The 15,831-nt window shown below is 41.3% G+C and carries 13 protein-coding genes; 5 read left to right on the forward strand and 8 right to left on the reverse strand.

The genetic code is table 11. The features are described 5' to 3' along the window. Positions 1-144: 144 nt before the first annotated feature. Positions 145-1,236 (reverse strand): M23 family metallopeptidase, encoded by a 1,092-nt coding sequence (locus D469_RS0100630; protein ID WP_018921418.1) that lies wholly within the window; start codon positions 1,234-1,236, stop codon positions 145-147. Between the two features lie 43 nt (positions 1,237-1,279). Further along, entirely contained in the window at positions 1,280-2,158 is an 879-nt protein-coding gene (locus D469_RS0100635) for a polysaccharide deacetylase family protein (RefSeq protein WP_018921419.1), read from the reverse strand. A 403-nt stretch (positions 2,159-2,561) separates the two neighbouring features. Between D469_RS0100635 and D469_RS0100640 the strand changes: the two genes are divergently transcribed. Next, entirely contained in the window at positions 2,562-4,268 is a 1,707-nt protein-coding gene (locus D469_RS0100640) for a glycine betaine uptake BCCT transporter (RefSeq protein ID WP_018921420.1), read from the forward strand. Positions 4,269-5,050: 782 nt separating this feature from the next. On the opposite strand, the gene lpdA is transcribed toward D469_RS0100640, so the two are convergent. The 5 genes from lpdA to D469_RS0100670 form a co-directional block, all read right to left on the reverse strand. Further along, a complete protein-coding gene (gene lpdA, locus D469_RS0100645) occupies positions 5,051-6,466 on the reverse strand; it encodes a dihydrolipoyl dehydrogenase (protein WP_018921421.1) in 1,416 nt (471 codons plus the stop codon). A 2-nt stretch (positions 6,467-6,468) separates the two neighbouring features. Continuing rightward, entirely contained in the window at positions 6,469-7,752 is a 1,284-nt protein-coding gene (locus D469_RS0100650) for a dihydrolipoamide acetyltransferase family protein (protein WP_018921422.1), read from the reverse strand. A gap of 168 nt (positions 7,753-7,920) precedes the next feature. Continuing rightward, positions 7,921-8,898: an alpha-ketoacid dehydrogenase subunit beta gene (locus D469_RS0100660; RefSeq protein ID WP_018921424.1), complete on the reverse strand. Its 978-nt coding sequence runs from the start codon at positions 8,896-8,898 to the stop codon at positions 7,921-7,923. Positions 8,899-8,901: 3 nt separating this feature from the next. Then, positions 8,902-9,984 (reverse strand): pyruvate dehydrogenase (acetyl-transferring) E1 component subunit alpha, encoded by a 1,083-nt coding sequence (pdhA, locus tag D469_RS0100665; RefSeq protein ID WP_026286041.1) that lies wholly within the window; start codon positions 9,982-9,984, stop codon positions 8,902-8,904. A gap of 487 nt (positions 9,985-10,471) precedes the next feature. Next, positions 10,472-11,182: a YkyA family protein gene (locus tag D469_RS0100670; protein WP_156816869.1), complete on the reverse strand. Its 711-nt coding sequence runs from the start codon at positions 11,180-11,182 to the stop codon at positions 10,472-10,474. Positions 11,183-11,602: 420 nt separating this feature from the next. Between D469_RS0100670 and D469_RS21400 the strand changes: the two genes are divergently transcribed. Together D469_RS21400 and def are read left to right on the forward strand one after the other, a co-directional pair. After that, complete coding sequence (locus tag D469_RS21400) at positions 11,603-11,743, forward strand: YjcZ family sporulation protein (protein WP_018921427.1); 141 nt, start codon at positions 11,603-11,605, stop codon at positions 11,741-11,743. Between the two features lie 180 nt (positions 11,744-11,923). Continuing rightward, the gene (def, locus tag D469_RS0100680; protein ID WP_018921428.1) at positions 11,924-12,460 is read left to right on the forward strand and encodes a peptide deformylase; all 537 of its coding nucleotides are present in this window, start codon (positions 11,924-11,926) and stop codon (positions 12,458-12,460) included. A 382-nt stretch (positions 12,461-12,842) separates the two neighbouring features. Here def and D469_RS0100685 read toward each other — a convergent pair whose 3' ends face one another. Beyond that, on the reverse strand, positions 12,843-13,616 hold the full coding sequence (locus D469_RS0100685) for a Cof-type HAD-IIB family hydrolase (protein WP_018921429.1): 774 nt from the start codon (positions 13,614-13,616) through the stop codon (positions 12,843-12,845). A gap of 332 nt (positions 13,617-13,948) precedes the next feature. On the opposite strand from D469_RS0100685, the gene D469_RS0100690 reads away from it, so the two are divergent. Beyond that, positions 13,949-14,158 (forward strand): DNA-dependent RNA polymerase subunit epsilon, encoded by a 210-nt coding sequence (locus tag D469_RS0100690; RefSeq protein ID WP_018921430.1) that lies wholly within the window; start codon positions 13,949-13,951, stop codon positions 14,156-14,158. Between the two features lie 2 nt (positions 14,159-14,160). Further along, positions 14,161-15,831 (forward strand): ribonuclease J1, encoded by a 1,671-nt coding sequence (gene rnjA, locus D469_RS0100695; RefSeq protein WP_018921431.1) that lies wholly within the window; start codon positions 14,161-14,163, stop codon positions 15,829-15,831.

A 15,831-nucleotide genomic window follows, 5' to 3' on the forward strand; every position in this document is an offset into this window, starting at 1 on the left:
ACAAAATCGCTTCTGCTTGTAAAGAAAAACACCCAGCCGAAGAGCATGTCCTATTTGCTGTCACTCTTCTGGCCCGGTGTTATCTCTTCGCTATTAATTAAGCAACCACTTCGGTTTTCTAGAAATGCCTTCCTTCTAACACATTTAAAAAATCTGTTGCAAGACATCAATCACTTCTTCTTCATTTAAGGGCTCATAAAATAAGTCCCCATAGATTAATAAGTCTTGATGCAAATGTAAACCGCCCATCTCATCACCTTTTACAGCATGACTAGTACCGGAATTACCGACATAACCGATAACTGTTTCTTCATCAATTGTATCACCCACTTGTATATCGTCAGGGATATCATGTAAATGAGCAAAACGGTTCATGACTCCGTTTTCATATTGAACCCATACTTGTTTCCCCCGCAAACGATCAAGGATATATTCCGGGGTTTCATCAGCATCAGCTGCAAGCGCTAAATCTTCATCTCTTTCTTCCGGTGATGAATATTCTTCGTAGTCATGGTCTGCCCGTACCACGGTACCATCGGCCATTCCATAAATTTCAGTATCGGTAGTTATTTCAACCTCAGTTCCATATTCATACCAGTCAATCCCTTCATGTTCTCCATTGCGATAATCGCGGGGAGCACCAGGGAGGTGACTCTCAACTGTACTTACTTCCGCCCCTTCAATAGGAGACTGAAGAAAGGCTAAATACTCACTCATTTGTTCAGCGTCCCATTCTTCTTCTTCAAAGGTAAAATCAGCAGGCTCTCCGTATGCTGGAGTCGATTTTTCCGTGGGAGAGAAACGCACTTCATCATCATCTGCTTCGTATGCTAAACCTAACCCCTCATTTAAGAACTCTAGAGAAAGATAAACATCTTCATCTTCTACTTCAAACTTAACTTCTTCATTTGCAATATATTCACCATTATGTTCTAAGACCGGTACATCATAAATCATTTTATACGTTTCATCCATGATCGATACTTCAAGCGTACGGTGTAACTCATCATAAGAATAGGAGCCATCAAACGTATCTACCAGGTCCGCTGCAGACACAAATTCGTTGTCATTTTCTTTTAGAGGAAGCTTACTTAATTCCTGCTCTTCTTCTTCACCTTCATTATCATCAAGGTTTTCATTTTCGCTCTCGTTTGATTGCTCTTCCCCGTCATCAGTACAAGCGGTCAGCATCATCGCTAGGATAGCTCCGCTAATTATGTGCTTCATCTTAACCATATTATGCTTCCTTTCATGTTGTACAAGTCATGTTCTACAAGTCTTACTCTTCACTAGAGCCGATCAAATCGGGGTCAACAAATTCATATCCTTTTTCTTCAATTCCATCCACAATGGCAGGGAGTGCTTCATATGACCATTCCCGATCATGCATTAATAAATTGGCGCCATTCGACAGGTGCTCCGTCTCTACCATTTGTTCTGCTAATGCTTCTTCTTCTAAATATTCCTCTTCCCAATCATAGCCGTACGTCCAATTCATTGAGATCATTTCTTCTTCTTCCATTAGCGACCGGGAATACTCTGTATTTTCACCAAATGGGGCTCTAAAAAAACGGGGCCGCTCTCCTGTAATATCTTCAATTTTATCATTGAGGTCTACGATTTCTTCATGCTGCTCTTCTTCTGACAAATCATTTAGGTTCCGATGCGTCATCGTATGATTCCCAATTTCAAAACCAAGCTCGTCAATTTGCTTTAATTGTTCTTCTCCTTCTTCATCATCTATGAAGTGGCCATTTATAAAGAAGATAGCCGGAATTTCCTCTTCGGCGAGAGTTTCAGCCATTTTATGACCATAATCCTCCGGAGCATCATCAATAGTCATTAAAACGACTTCACTCGTTGCTTCATCAATCGGGACAATTGAAGAAGCATCATTTACTTCATACTTATACTCTGGTTCATCTTTTTCGCTTTCAACTTCTTCTGCTTCAGACTCATCTTCAGATTCTAGCGTAACAGCTTCTTCGTCGCTTTCTTCTATGTCTATACCATTAGCTGAGTCCTCTTCGTCGCTTTCTTCTTCATTTGTTGATGGGGACTCTTCTTCCTCAGAATGCGATGCTTCCTCTTCAGCTGTACAGCCTATCATTAAACAAAAACTTCCAATTAATGCTCCGAATCGCCAAAACTTCTTCATTTTTTACCACCTTTACCCCTTTATTGATTAATCTTATCAAATCTTTTTAAAAAAATTGAACCGCTTATAACAAATTTATTTTACAATTTCATATTTAAATTTTCAGCGGCACAGCAAGGGTCTGAAACGTTCAAGCCATTAAAGATGTATTGAATTCTTTAACTTAGGGTATAGAATCTAGGCAAAGACAGATTTTGCGCCTTTTCAACAAAGTGTTATAATGATTTGCGTGGTTTTATTAAATGTTTCCTATAGACTTTTTGAGTAGCAATTATTGATTACTTATTTTATTGCGTAACAGGCATCATGTTTTCAAAAAGGAAAGGAAGCACTCCACATCATGAAATTGTACATCCTTTAAATTCTACTAAGCAGATTTTGATCGAAAGGTGGCACGTAACATATGAAAAAACTGACTTCAGTCTTTATGATTTCAGTTGTAATCGCGTTTGCGTTTATTCTCTGGGGTGCTATTGCTCCAGAAAATTTAAATGAAGTCACAGGAATCATTCAAGGCTTTATTTCCTCGGAACTTGGCTGGTTCTACTTATTAGCGGCAACTGGTTTTGTTATCTTTTCTATCTTTCTTATTTTCAGCCCATATGGCCGAATTAAGTTAGGTAAACCAGATGACAAGCCCGAATATAATTACTTAACTTGGTTTGCTTTTCTCTTCACGGCCGGTATGGGGATCGGCCTTGTCTTTTGGGGAGCGGCTGAGCCTCTTTTCCATTACTATGCACCAATGAGTGCAGACCCAGAGACAACAGATGCAGCAAATACTGCCTTACAGTATTCCTTTTTCCACTGGGGATTACACCCGTGGGCTATTTACGCGGTAGTTGCTCTTTCTCTCGCCTACTTTAAGTTTCGTCATGATGCTCCAGGTGTTATCAGTGCAACCTTCCGCCCTCTTATCGGTGATAAAGCCGATGGAGGCTGGGGTGTTCTAATCAATACGGTTGTTGTATTTGCTACCATCTTTGGTGTTGCAACATCCCTTGGCTTTGGAACCCTTCAGGTGGGAGCAGGGCTAGATTACACGTTTGAATTTATTACAAATGATATAGGCACCCAACTGTTGATCATTCTCGTCATTACAATCTTATACATGATTTCCTCATTAACAGGACTTAACCGTGGTATTCGTATTTTGAGTAAGGCTAATATTATTCTTGCTATCTTGCTTATGCTATTTGTATTATTCCTTGGGCCAACTGTCCATATTATGAGCGTCTTCACTACTACGCTTGGAAGTTATATACAAAACTTCATGCAAATGAGTTTTCAGCTTGAACCGTTTGGAGCAGAAGATGCTTCTGTGTGGATTGAAGATTGGACCATCTTCTACTGGGCATGGTGGATTGCCTGGGCCCCATTCGTTGGAACATTTATCGCCCGTGTCTCCAGGGGGAGAACGATCCGTGAATTTATCCTCGGCGTATTAGCTGTACCAACTCTATTTGGCGCATTATGGTTCTCCGTTTTTGGTGGAACAGCCATCAATTTTGATACAACGTTGGGTGGAGCCATCTATGATATGATGGATGCTGGTGAAGAAATGGCAATGTTTGCCTTACTGGATCAATTCCACTTTTCTGGATTAGTAACGATCATAGCTGTGCTATTAATCATGTCTTTCTTTATCACCTCAGCCGACTCAGCAACATTTGTACTCGGCATGCAGACGACAAACGGAAGTATGAATCCGCCAATATCTGTTAAGTTTATCTGGGGTATTATTCAGTCTTCCGCTGCTGCTATTCTTCTCTTATCAGGTGGGTTGGATGCCTTGCAAACCGCTGCTATTATTGCGGCCTTACCATTTACCATTATAATGATATTAATGTGTGTCTCTCTAATGAAGAGCCTTCGCAAAGAAAGGCCGAGCCTGCAGGTTGAACGAGCCCAGCTACGAGAAGAACGCCGTAATTTAAAAGAGGATAAAGAACGATTGAAACGAGAAAAAGCTCAATTTAAACGCGAGAAAGCAAACGCACGACCAACCTCGAAATCAAAAGAATCATTAGACCACAAAGATGTGAAAGAAAACAAGTTCACGGAGAACAATGAAAGTGACGAGGACGATGAACAAAATAGAGATCAGTAACCATTGCTAGTTTGTTCTTATTCCTTCTAAAAAGAGCCAGCTGTGAATAAATCACAGCTGGCTCTTTCTCTCTTTGATGATAGTTAATGGTCCTTTCACACGTCTCGCTAGCGGAATTTTTCAGTGTTTACTCCTTATGACCTTTATGACTTAATCACAAGTCATCCAAGTCGTTTTGGTTCAAGTATTATACAGTCTTTCACCTTAACCTATCATTCAGTCGATTGCATGTCCTTAGCGTTGCGTAACTGGCTACAGGTTCTTCAATCATTATGTAGGCCTTCAATAAAAGGTTAGACTCTTCGATTTTCCTACAAGGACGCTTTCACGACAGACATAAGGCAACATCAGCTTGGTCTTCTCCTCGTTTGAGCTCGACAACGCCACCTCCTCATAGAAAAGCTGGTCAGCTTTGAAAAAGGAATGTTACGTAAATCACTAGACTTCAGCTCCCCTTTTCAGAGACATAGAAATACTGTTTACCGTTTAAGAGTCGATTTTTATTCATAATCTAATCTGTATAAAGAGGTGGATGACGCTTACGAGTGGAAAAGTCGGCATGCCACTTCTAGCGTTGCTCTGCAGGGTCTCGTTTGCTCTGCTCTCACCAACTATTTCTCTCTCACGATAAGTTGAATGGTATGAGAATGAATGTAAATTGCAGTGAAATAACATTTTCAACAGCCTTGTTCGTTTTCTCGCTGGAGTGACAGTAGCAAATTTAAGTATATAAAAAAAGAAGCTATGTTCTCAAAGGAGATCATAGCTTCTTTTTCTTATACTTATTTTGTGATATGAACAGGCAGGCCTATAGCTACTTCTGCTGCTTCCATCGTAATTTCACCTAGTGTTGGGTGAGCATGTATGGTCATAGCCAGATCTTCTGCTGTCATACCGGCTTCAATAGCCAGGCCAAGTTCAGCAATCATATCAGATGCATTTGCTCCTGCAATTTGAGCACCAATTACAAGCCCGTCTTCTTTTCGCGTCACAAGCTTGACGAAGCCTTCCGATTCATTAAGAGAAAGGGCACGTCCATTAGCCTGGAATGGAAATTTAGAGCCAGTAACTTCATACCCTGCTTCTTTTGCTTCGCTTTCTGTGTAGCCGACACTAGCAAGCTCAGGCTCTGAAAAGGCTACAAGTGGAATGCTAAGGTAGTCAATCTCACTCGCTTCTCCAGAAATTGCTTCAGCAGCTACTTTGCCTTCATAAGAAGCTTTGTGGGCAAGTGGAGGGCCATCAATGATATCTCCAATAGCATAGATATTTTTTACGCTTGTTCTGCACTGCTTATCCACAGTAATTACGCCTTTGTCTGAGAGTTCTACGCCTAGCTGCTCTAAGCCTAGCTCATCAGTGTTTGGCTTTCTGCCGACTGATACGAGAACGTAATCGGCATCAAAGCTCTTTTCTTCACCTTTGACTTCTGCTTTTACCGTTACGCCTTTATCAGTTTCTTCTACGCCAGAAGCTTTTGCTTGTGTTTCAATGGAAACACCTTTTTTCTTCAAATTGCGCTGTACCAACTGGGCCATTTGCTTTTCAAAGCCACCGAGGATGCGCTTTTCACCTTCTAGGATAGTGACTTCACTGCCCAGGTTAGCATAGGCTCCCGCAAGCTCAACGCCAATATAGCCGCCACCAATAACGATAAGTTTTTCAGGTACGTCTTGTAGATCAAGCGCTGCGGTAGAATCGATGACACGGTCACTGTATTTAAAGTTTGGAAGCTCAATCGGACGTGAGCCTGTAGCTACGATACAATTTTTAAACTTATATGTTTGTGAATTGTAATCATCACCCGACACTTTCACGGTACTTTCATCGGAAAAGTACGCTTCTCCTTTAACGATGTTGACTTTATTGCCTTTTAGGAGCCCTTCGACTCCACCGGTCAATTTCTCTACTACACCATTTTTCCACTCTTGGACTTTAGAGAAATCAAGAGAAACATTGTCTGTCTTGATCCCCATCTCTTCATTGCCTTCTTTTGATTCATGATACTTATGACCAGCTTCAATTAATGCTTTAGAAGGAATACAGCCAATGTTTAGACAAACACCGCCTAAATTTCCTTTTTCCACAATCGTTACTTTTTGGCCAAGCTGAGCTGCACGAATTGCTGCTACATATCCCCCTGGTCCTGAACCTACGATTAGTGTGTCTACTTCTTCTGCAAAATCTCCTACAACCATTCTTACCCCTCCATTACTAATAGTTCTGGATCGTTTAACAATCGCTTCACATGGTTCATTGATTCTTGGGCAGTAACTCCATCAATGATCCGATGATCATAACTTAAGGATAAAGCAAGCATTGGTCGGATGACAACTTCTCCATCACGAACAACCGCTTTTTCTTCGATACGGCCAATTCCAAGAATTGCAACTTCTGGATGATTGATAACTGGAGTAAACCAAGCACCTTGTGCTGAACCAACATTAGAAATCGTGCATGTGCCGCCTTTCATTTCATCAGAAGAAAGCTTCCCGTCCCGTGCTTTTGCAGCAAGTTGGTTAATTTCATCAGCAAGCATAAAGATCGACTTACGATCTGCATCAGGAACAACCGGCACAACAAGCCCTTGTTCTGTATCGGCAGCAATACCAACATTAAAGTACTTTTTATAGACGATCTCTTCATTTTCATCATCAATGGAGGCATTTAATGCTGGATACTTGCGAAGCGCAGAAGTTAACGCTTTTACTACATATGGTAAATATGTGAGTTTGATATCTTGTTCCGCAGCTACCGGCTTAAACTTCTTGCGGTTAGCTACTAGCGCGCTTACATCTACTTCATCCATATGAGTAACGTGTGGAGCTGTTTGCTTAGAGTTAACCATTGCGTTTGCAATAGCTTTGCGAATACCTTTCATTGGTACACGCTCTTCTTCTCCTTGAACAGAAGCAGCAGCAGGTTTTTCTTCTTTAGCAGATTCTGCTTGCTTTTCTGGTTCTGCAGTTTTTTCTTCTGCAGGTGTTTCACCAGAAAGGTAGGCTTCAATATCTTCTTTTAGGATACGGCCATTTTTTCCGCTTCCTGTTACTTTAGAGATATTCACGTTTTTCTCACGAGCAAATTTGCGAACAGAAGGCATAGCAATAACTCGTTTATCACCGGAATCATCCTCTTCGTCAGCAGCCGGTGCTTCTTTCTTTTCTTCTGAAGAGGCTTCGTCTGCAGGTTTTTCCTCTTCCTGCTCTTGTGGGGCGGCTTCTTCTTCTGGCTCTTCTTCTCCGCTGCCGTCATCAATCGTTAAAATGACATCTCCTACAATCGCAGTTGTTCCTTCGTCCACTTTAACATCAAGGACTTTACCATCTACAGGAGAGGGAATTTCTACAACTGCTTTATCGTTTTGAACCTCGCACAAAACGTCATCTTCTTTAACTTCATCGCCAGGCTTAACCATCCATTTTACAATTTCACCTTCATGAATACCTTCGCCTATGTCTGGGAGTTCAAATTTAAATGCCACAAATAGTGCCTCCTTTTTATCCATCTCAGTAGCTGTTCTAACGCTTGCCGGCTGCCATGTTAATGGCACTGCCTCCAGAATCACAAGCTATTTCAATCTTTTCTTGTAAGCGGAAAACAGACTGGAATAAATGATCGCTCATTATTCCAGTCATAACACAATCCCTTATTAGAAGTTGATCACTTCTTTTGCTTTTTCCACTACATCTTTTTGGTCCGGTAGCCATAGATCTTCCGCAGCAGCAAAAGGATAAACCGTGTCAGGTGCTGTCACGCGCATCGCCGGAGCCTCAAGATGAAGAATTGCTCGTTCAGTAATTTCAGCAACAATGTGAGCAGCAATTCCAGCCTGACGCTGTGCTTCTTGAACGACAACGACACGGTTGGTTTTTTCCACTGACCCTAAGATAGTATCAATATCTAGCGGGCTGACCGTACGTAAATCAACCACTTCAGCTTCAATTCCTTCTTCGGCCAAGTCGTCAGCTGCTTTCAGGCAAGTATGGACCATCGCTCCATACGCAACAAACGTAATGTCGCTGCCTTCTCTTTTAATATCTGCCTTACCAAGCTCAATTGTATACTCTTCTTCGGGTACTTCTTCCCGGAAAGAGCGGTACAATTTCATGTGTTCTAGGTAAATAACAGGGTCGTTGCTTCGGATTGATTCAATTAATAGCCCTTTTGCATCATATGGAGTAGAAGGGATAACTACTGTAAGACCGGGTGATTGCGCCATCAAACCTTCTAAGCTGTCTGCGTGAAGCTCAGGAGTTTTTACACCGCCGCCGAATGGGGAACGTACTGTAATAGGCGCTTCATAATGCCCACCGGAACGATATCTAAGTCTAGACATTTGACCGGATACGCTGTCCATCGTTTCAAATACAAATCCAAAGAACTGAATTTCCATGACAGAACGATACCCCGTTAAGCTAAGTCCAATAGCCAGACCGCCAATACCAGATTCGGCAAGCGGTGTATCAAACACACGGTCTTCCCCAAATTGTTCTTGCAGGCCTTCTGTAGCACGGAATACGCCGCCATTTTGACCAACGTCTTCACCAAAAACTAACACATCTTCGTTATTTTCCAATTCTGTGCGCATTGCATCTGTAATTGCTTGAATCATTGTCATTTCTGCCATAGCTTAGTTCGACTCCTTCGCTCGATATTCGTCTAACTGCTCGCGGAGGTTGGCAGGCATCTCTTCATACATAATGTTTATTAAGTCGGACACCTTTTGTTTTGGTGTATCGTCAGCTTCTTTGATCGCTGCTTTAATATCTTCTTTCGCCTGCTCGACGATTTCGTTCTCTTGATCTTCACTCCACAAGTTTTTATCTTCAAGATATTTGCGGAAACGAACAAGAGGGTCTTTTTTCTCCCATTCACTATCTTCTTCAGAAGTGCGGTAACGCGTCGGGTCGTCCCCTGCCATGGTATGAGGGCCATAACGATAACAAATAGACTCGATCAAAGTTGGCTTTCCTTCCAATGCGTTTTCCCGAGCTTCTTTTGTTGCAACATAAACGGCAAGTGGGTCCATTCCATCGACTTGAACACCATAAATACCTGCTGCCACTGCTTTTTGAGCAATAGTCTCAGCTGCTGACTGCAATTCAACAGGAACTGAAATAGCAAACTGGTTATTTTGCACAAAGAAAATTGCAGGTGCGTTATATGCGCCAGCAAAATTCATCCCTTCATAAAAGTCACCTTGTGAAGCGCCGCCGTCACCAGTATAAGTAATCGCTACATTGTCTTTTTGCTTTTTCTTTAAGCCCAAAGCCACTCCTGCAGTTTGAACAATCTGAGCGCCGATAATAATTTGAGGCATAAGTACGTTTAAGCCTTCTGGCATTTGTCCGCCTTTAAAATGACCTCTTGAGAATAAGAAGGCCTGGTAAAGCGGCAGTCCGTGCCAAACAATTTGTGGAACATCGCGATAACCCGGCAAAATCCAATCTTGTTTATCAAGTGCAAGTTGTGAACCAAGCATCGAAGCTTCTTGGCCAGCAACCGGTGCATAAAAGCCTAGACGACCTTGACGGTTCAAAGAAATTGCACGCTGGTCCCAAATACGTGTGTAAACCATCCGTTTCATCAGTTCTTGTAAATCTTCATCTGATAAATCAGGTTCAGCGTCCTTGTTTACGATTTCACCGTTCTCGTTAAGAATTTGGAAGGTTTCAAATTGACCTTCGATCTGCTCTAATGTGTTAGCAGCCACAGCTTTCACCTCTTCCTTTCCTCGAAAAAATGGCGTTTTTTTTTATCAATAAGGGAGCCTTATATGAAATTGAACTCGCTTGGAAAAAGCACGCTGGTTGTAGTATAACCTTTTAAAAACAGCTCATCCAACATCTTTCAACTAAAATCAGGAACGTACGACTTACTAGCCCATTTCCCGACATCTCCGTTTGTTAATCATGCTCTTGTCCCTTATCAACACCTGTTTCACTGTTTCTTTCAATTAAGTGATACAACCATCTTTCTGGTCCTAAGTTTACACGAGGGAGTTTTACTTCGTCAATCCTTATGCACAAAGGACTTATCTCCATCCCTACCCTTCGAAAAATTTTCTAACATCTCACTACTGTTATATATCATCCTCACTTTTATCTGCACAGCTGACTGTATAAAGATAAAAAGAAAGCGCCCTTCGTCGACAGCGAAAAGCGCTTTCCTTTATTCTATAACACGTTAAGATGTTTGAATTATTCCGAGTCCTCTTCCTCATTTGGTTCCTCTACTTCTGTTTCTGCAGCATCCTGAGTAACCTCTAAACCGCTCGTTTCATAAAATTGATTTTTAGCCTCATTGTATTCATCTGTATAGGTATTAAAATCATCTTTAGCATCTATAATGGAACGATACACTTCGTTGATTTCTTCAATGTGGTCACTTAACGTTTCAATGGTTAAATCTTCGTTCTGGAACATTTCATATAATTCACTGTCAAGTTCTAATGCTTCTTCATAATGACCATACATTTCTTCGTACGCTGCTACTCTTGCTTCCATAGCCTCTTCCATCGTTTCAGCCTCAGCATAAGCTTCTTCATCTTCTAAGTCATCTTTTAATTCGATGGCTTTTTCGTACTCTTCATAACTGGCATGCAAACTTTCTCGTTCTGTTTCTAATCGTTCTTGCCTTTCATCGACAAGCTCTAACGCTTCCTCAGCCAACGCTTCAATTTCATCCATTTCATCTAGCCCTAAATCAATAATTTCTTCGTAAATCTCTTGCTCTCTTTGTTCAGCCTCAAGTAATGGTTGCTGCTGTTGTTCAAATACTTCTTCTGTTTCAACTGCCTCTTCAAGGTGAGAATGCATCTCTTCTGCTGTGTTTTCTTGACAAGCCGACAGCAACAAGAGTACAAGACCCATGAGGAAAAACATAGGCATCCTCGACTGTATCGTCTTCAACTATTATCCCTCCAATTGATTACATCACCAAACGACAATCACACATGTAGAAAGTTACCTTAACCATAATAAATCAAGTGCTTATCCTTTTCAATAAAACCACCTGACTTTTTAAAACGATCGGTCACACCGCTATTTGTTACATAATCCAGCATCCTCTTGTATGGAAGATGCACATAAACACGAACGTATTCTCTAAGTAACCTAAGTGAACGAGCTGTTTACTCCCTTTCTCTCTTCTGCCTTATTTAGACATAGCCACCGCAGTAGAACTGCTAAATGAAACTTTGTTCTCCCGTTTCAACCCTTCCTCTCAGGGAGTTCTTTACGAATTGGGCAACCGTCCACCCTGTTTTGGTTCTGCGACATACGCTGTACTGTACCCACCTACTTTTGGGAAGTTTAAAGGAGGATGTTAGCATGGTTGGTCATGGTTGCTATGACCCTTGTGGATATGGCTACGGCCCTTCATATGCCGGAGATGGCAGAGGAAAAGGGTTTGCCCTTATCGTCGTGTTGTTCATTTTGTTAATCATCGTCGGCGCTTCTAAATATTGTTAAGCTTCTTGAGTCCCGCCTCAGTACATTCTGGGGCGGCTTATTTGTTATTCCCCCTTAAATACTATCCTTTATTATCTTCCTTAGAATTCTTTAGTGTAAACCGAAAGTTTGCTATACTTATGAGCGAATCCACAATAAAATGCTGGTTATCACAACGAGATGAGTTTGGAGTTGACTTAAATGATTACGATGGATGATATCGTTCGCGAAGGAAATTCTGTATTGCGGGAAGTTGCAGAAGAAGTAAACCTCCCTGCTTCTGAAGAAGAAGTGGACTTATTAGAACGCATGATGCAATTTTTAAAAAACAGCCAAGACCCCGAGATTGCCGAGAAGCATCAGCTCCGTTCAGGTGTTGGTTTAGCGGCACCACAGCTAGGTATTTCTAAGCGCTTAGTGGTGGTGCATTTCACAGATGACAAAGAAGAGGTACACAGCTACAAATTAATTAACCCTAAAATCGTCAGTCATTCTGTTGAAACAACCCATTTAGATGACGGAGAAGGTTGTTTATCTGTAGATAGAGAGATTGCAGGAATTGTCCCTCGTTACAAACGGATTACGGTACGAGCTTATAATGAAAAAGGAGAGGAACAGTCTTACCGCCTCAGAGGATTTCCCGCGATTGTTTTCCAACATGAAATTGATCATTTAAACGGAATCATGTTTTATGATCGTATCGAAGAATTTAAGGATCCTTTAAAGCGACCTGTTTAAATCCACATACTAGATCGAGACAAAACATCTGCTTTTGCGAGCTCATCGTCGTACTTACCCACATAAAGCGAACTTACCTCCTTGTTTGATGTAAAGTATCTTTCTTCGGTTCATTAAAAGGTAAAAAAACTACATCATTTTATTTATAGATGAATTACAGTCGTATTTTGCTCTTGAGCGTTTATGCATACGAAAATCCTGCCCAGGAAGCGTCCTGGTGCAGGATTTTTAATAAGGATGATGAATGTAAAAGCAAAAAGCTTTAACAGCGTAAAGGGTTCCGTGAGTCTACGGAGGACTAACTGGCCCTGCCATAAAACAAGAGCCCTTTCCTCTCCTCTTCCACTTGGCTTTAAAAAAAGTACAACTCTACACTCCTAGTTTACAAAAGCTCCAGTCTTTGCACGGCTTCCTGAATGCCATCTTCTTCAACATGTGCAGTAACTATGTCAGCAACTGCTTTTGCTTCCTGCTTAGCATTTCCCATCGCAATGCCTGTACCTGCTTCTCGTAACATTTCGATGTCATTTAATCCGTCACCGAAGGCTATGACCTCATCCATACTATAACCGAGCTCTGAGGCAAGAGCTTGAATTCCTTTTGCTTTAGATCCTCCTCCCGGCAAAACATCGACTGAATATTCATGCCACCGGACATAATTAAAAGAGGAAAAGTTTTCTTCATATAAACTTTCTTCCCCAGCCTTACAATATAACAAGGCCTGATAGATCGTTGTAGTATCCGGATAAGACCCATTAAATGGTGGATAAGGAAGCTTTAACTCTGCTAAGCTTTGAGCGACCTCCGCGTGATTTTCCACGTTAGCCGCATAGCCTTCCGCGGCTAAAAATACCATGGGATGGTTCGTTTGAGTAGCTGCTTCATGCAGCCTCTCGAGAGCTGCGGGGTTCAACGCTTGCTCATAAATCACTCGTTCATCACTTACAACATATGAGCCATTGAAACTCACGTAATGAGAAATGTCCAGTTCTTTTCTAAGGTCACTAAAGAAAAATGGTGCTCTTCCAGTTGCAATAGCGAGCGGATATCCAGCTTGCTGCAACTTTTTAAGCGTTAACTTTGTTGAGGGGGGAACCGTTTTTTCATCAGTAAATAACGTACCGTCAATATCAAAGATCAAACAATTCTTTTTCATATTTCTCTCCTCCCACCCGGTATCATAACATGTTTTTTGAACTTTCTCGACGGTGCCGCTTCATCCGGTCCTTCATCATATTTATGTGTGACGGAGGAAGGAATGGAGGAATGACAATGTAGCAGTAGACAATACTCGAACTCCTTTTAAATCAACCCCTTATACTGTTTCGACAACTCCTCCTATTGCTTATTAGAAGAAAATCCCTTACAATTTGGTAATTGCAGAGGTATTTCGAACGGTTAACGGTTTGTTCAGGGTTCAAACATGAAAAGTCGGTACAAATGATTTATAATAAACTAAGCTATTTTTCGAATAAGGAGAGATTGAACATGATTTATAAAGTATTTCACCAGAAAAATTTCAACGAAGTAGCTGTACGTGAAAACACAGATACCATTTTTGTTGAAGCAGACAATGAACGAGAAGTTAGAAAAAAACTAGCTGACCACAATTACAACATTGAATACATTGAACCCCTATCTGAAGCCCTGCTTGAATACGAAAAACAAAAAGATGATTTCAAAGTGGAGAACTTGTAAACATGAAGCAATTAGAAGAACATCAAGTAGCTGCATTTTCCCTTGGAGGGCTGGGGGAAATCGGCAAAAACACTTATGTTATTGAATATAAAGATGAAATTATTTTAATTGATGCGGGGATCATGTTCCCCGAAGATGAGCTTTTAGGAATTGATTATGTCATTCCGGACTATACCTATCTCATTAAAAACAAAGAAAAAATCAAAGGGCTTTTTATCACCCATGGGCACGAAGACCACATAGGTGGGATCCCATATTTGCTTCGCGAAATTAACATCCCGATTTACGGTGGAAAATTAGCCTGCGGGCTGCTTCGTAATAAGCTCGAAGAACACGGACTTTTACGACAGACAAAAATGACTGAAATTCCTGATGAAGATGAAGTCTTTTCTTTTAAGCATCTAGCGGTGACGTTTTTTAGAACGACGCACAGCATTCCAGATTCATTTGGCATTGTGGTAAAAACCCCAGAAGGAAATATTGTTCAAACCGGTGATTTCAAATTTGACTTTACGCCAGTGGGGGAACCAGCCAATTTAACAAAAATGGCCCAAATTGGTGAAGAAGGCGTTCTTTGTTTATTATCAGACAGTACTAACAGTGAAGTGCCGCAATTTACAACTTCTGAATCTAAAATCGGCGAAAACATCGAAAATATATTCCGCCGTGTTGAAGGACGAGTCATTTTCGCCACCTTCGCCTCAAATATTCACCGCTTACAGCAGGTCGTTGAAGCTGCAGTGGCCCATGAGCGTAAAGTAGCTGTTTTCGGACGCAGCATGGAAGCAGCAATCGGTATCGGCCAGGAACTCGGCTATATTCGGGCACCAAAAGATACGTTTATTGAGCCATCTCAATTAAACCGCCTGCCAGACAATGAGGTAACTATCCTCTGTACCGGTTCTCAAGGTGAACCTATGGCAGCTTTATCCCGGATTGCCTTTGGCACGCACCGGCAAATTCAAATTATTCCTGGTGATACAGTTGTTTTTTCAAGTTCTCCTATACCAGGAAACACATTGAGTGTAAATAAAACGATCAACCAATTGTTTAGAGCAGGTGCGAACGTGATCCACGGTTCCTTAAATGATATTCACACCTCAGGGCATGGGGGCCAAGAAGAACAAAAGCTTATGCTCCGTTTAATGAAGCCTAAATACTTCATGCCCATTCACGGCGAATACCGTATGCTCGTCAACCATAAGAAATTAGCAGTTGAGTGCGGAGTTGAACCAGAAAACTGCTTTGTTATGGAAAAAGGAGATGTACTTGCCCTCTCAAAACAAGAAGCTAAAATAGTTGGAAAAGTTCCGTCTGGTTCTGTTTACGTAGACGGGCATGGAATCGGAGATATTGGTAATATTGTCTTGCGCGACCGCAGAATTTTGTCTGAAGAAGGTCTTGTCGTGGTAGTCGTAAGTCTAGATATGAAAAACTTTAAAGTTTCTTCCGGACCGGATATTATTTCACGCGGATTTGTATATATGAGAGAATCCGGAAATCTCATTAACGATGCTCAATCACTTCTTTCCAAGCATTTGCAAGAAGTGATGAAACGACAGACTACGCAATGGTCTGAAATAAAAAATGAGATTATTGATCTTCTGTCACCTTACCTTTATGAAAAAACAAAGCGTAAACCAATGATTCTACCAATTATCATGGAAGTGTGA

This window comes from Salsuginibacillus kocurii DSM 18087 (genome assembly GCF_000377705.1).
GTDB classification, from domain to species: domain Bacteria; phylum Bacillota; class Bacilli; order Bacillales; family Marinococcaceae; genus Salsuginibacillus; species Salsuginibacillus kocurii.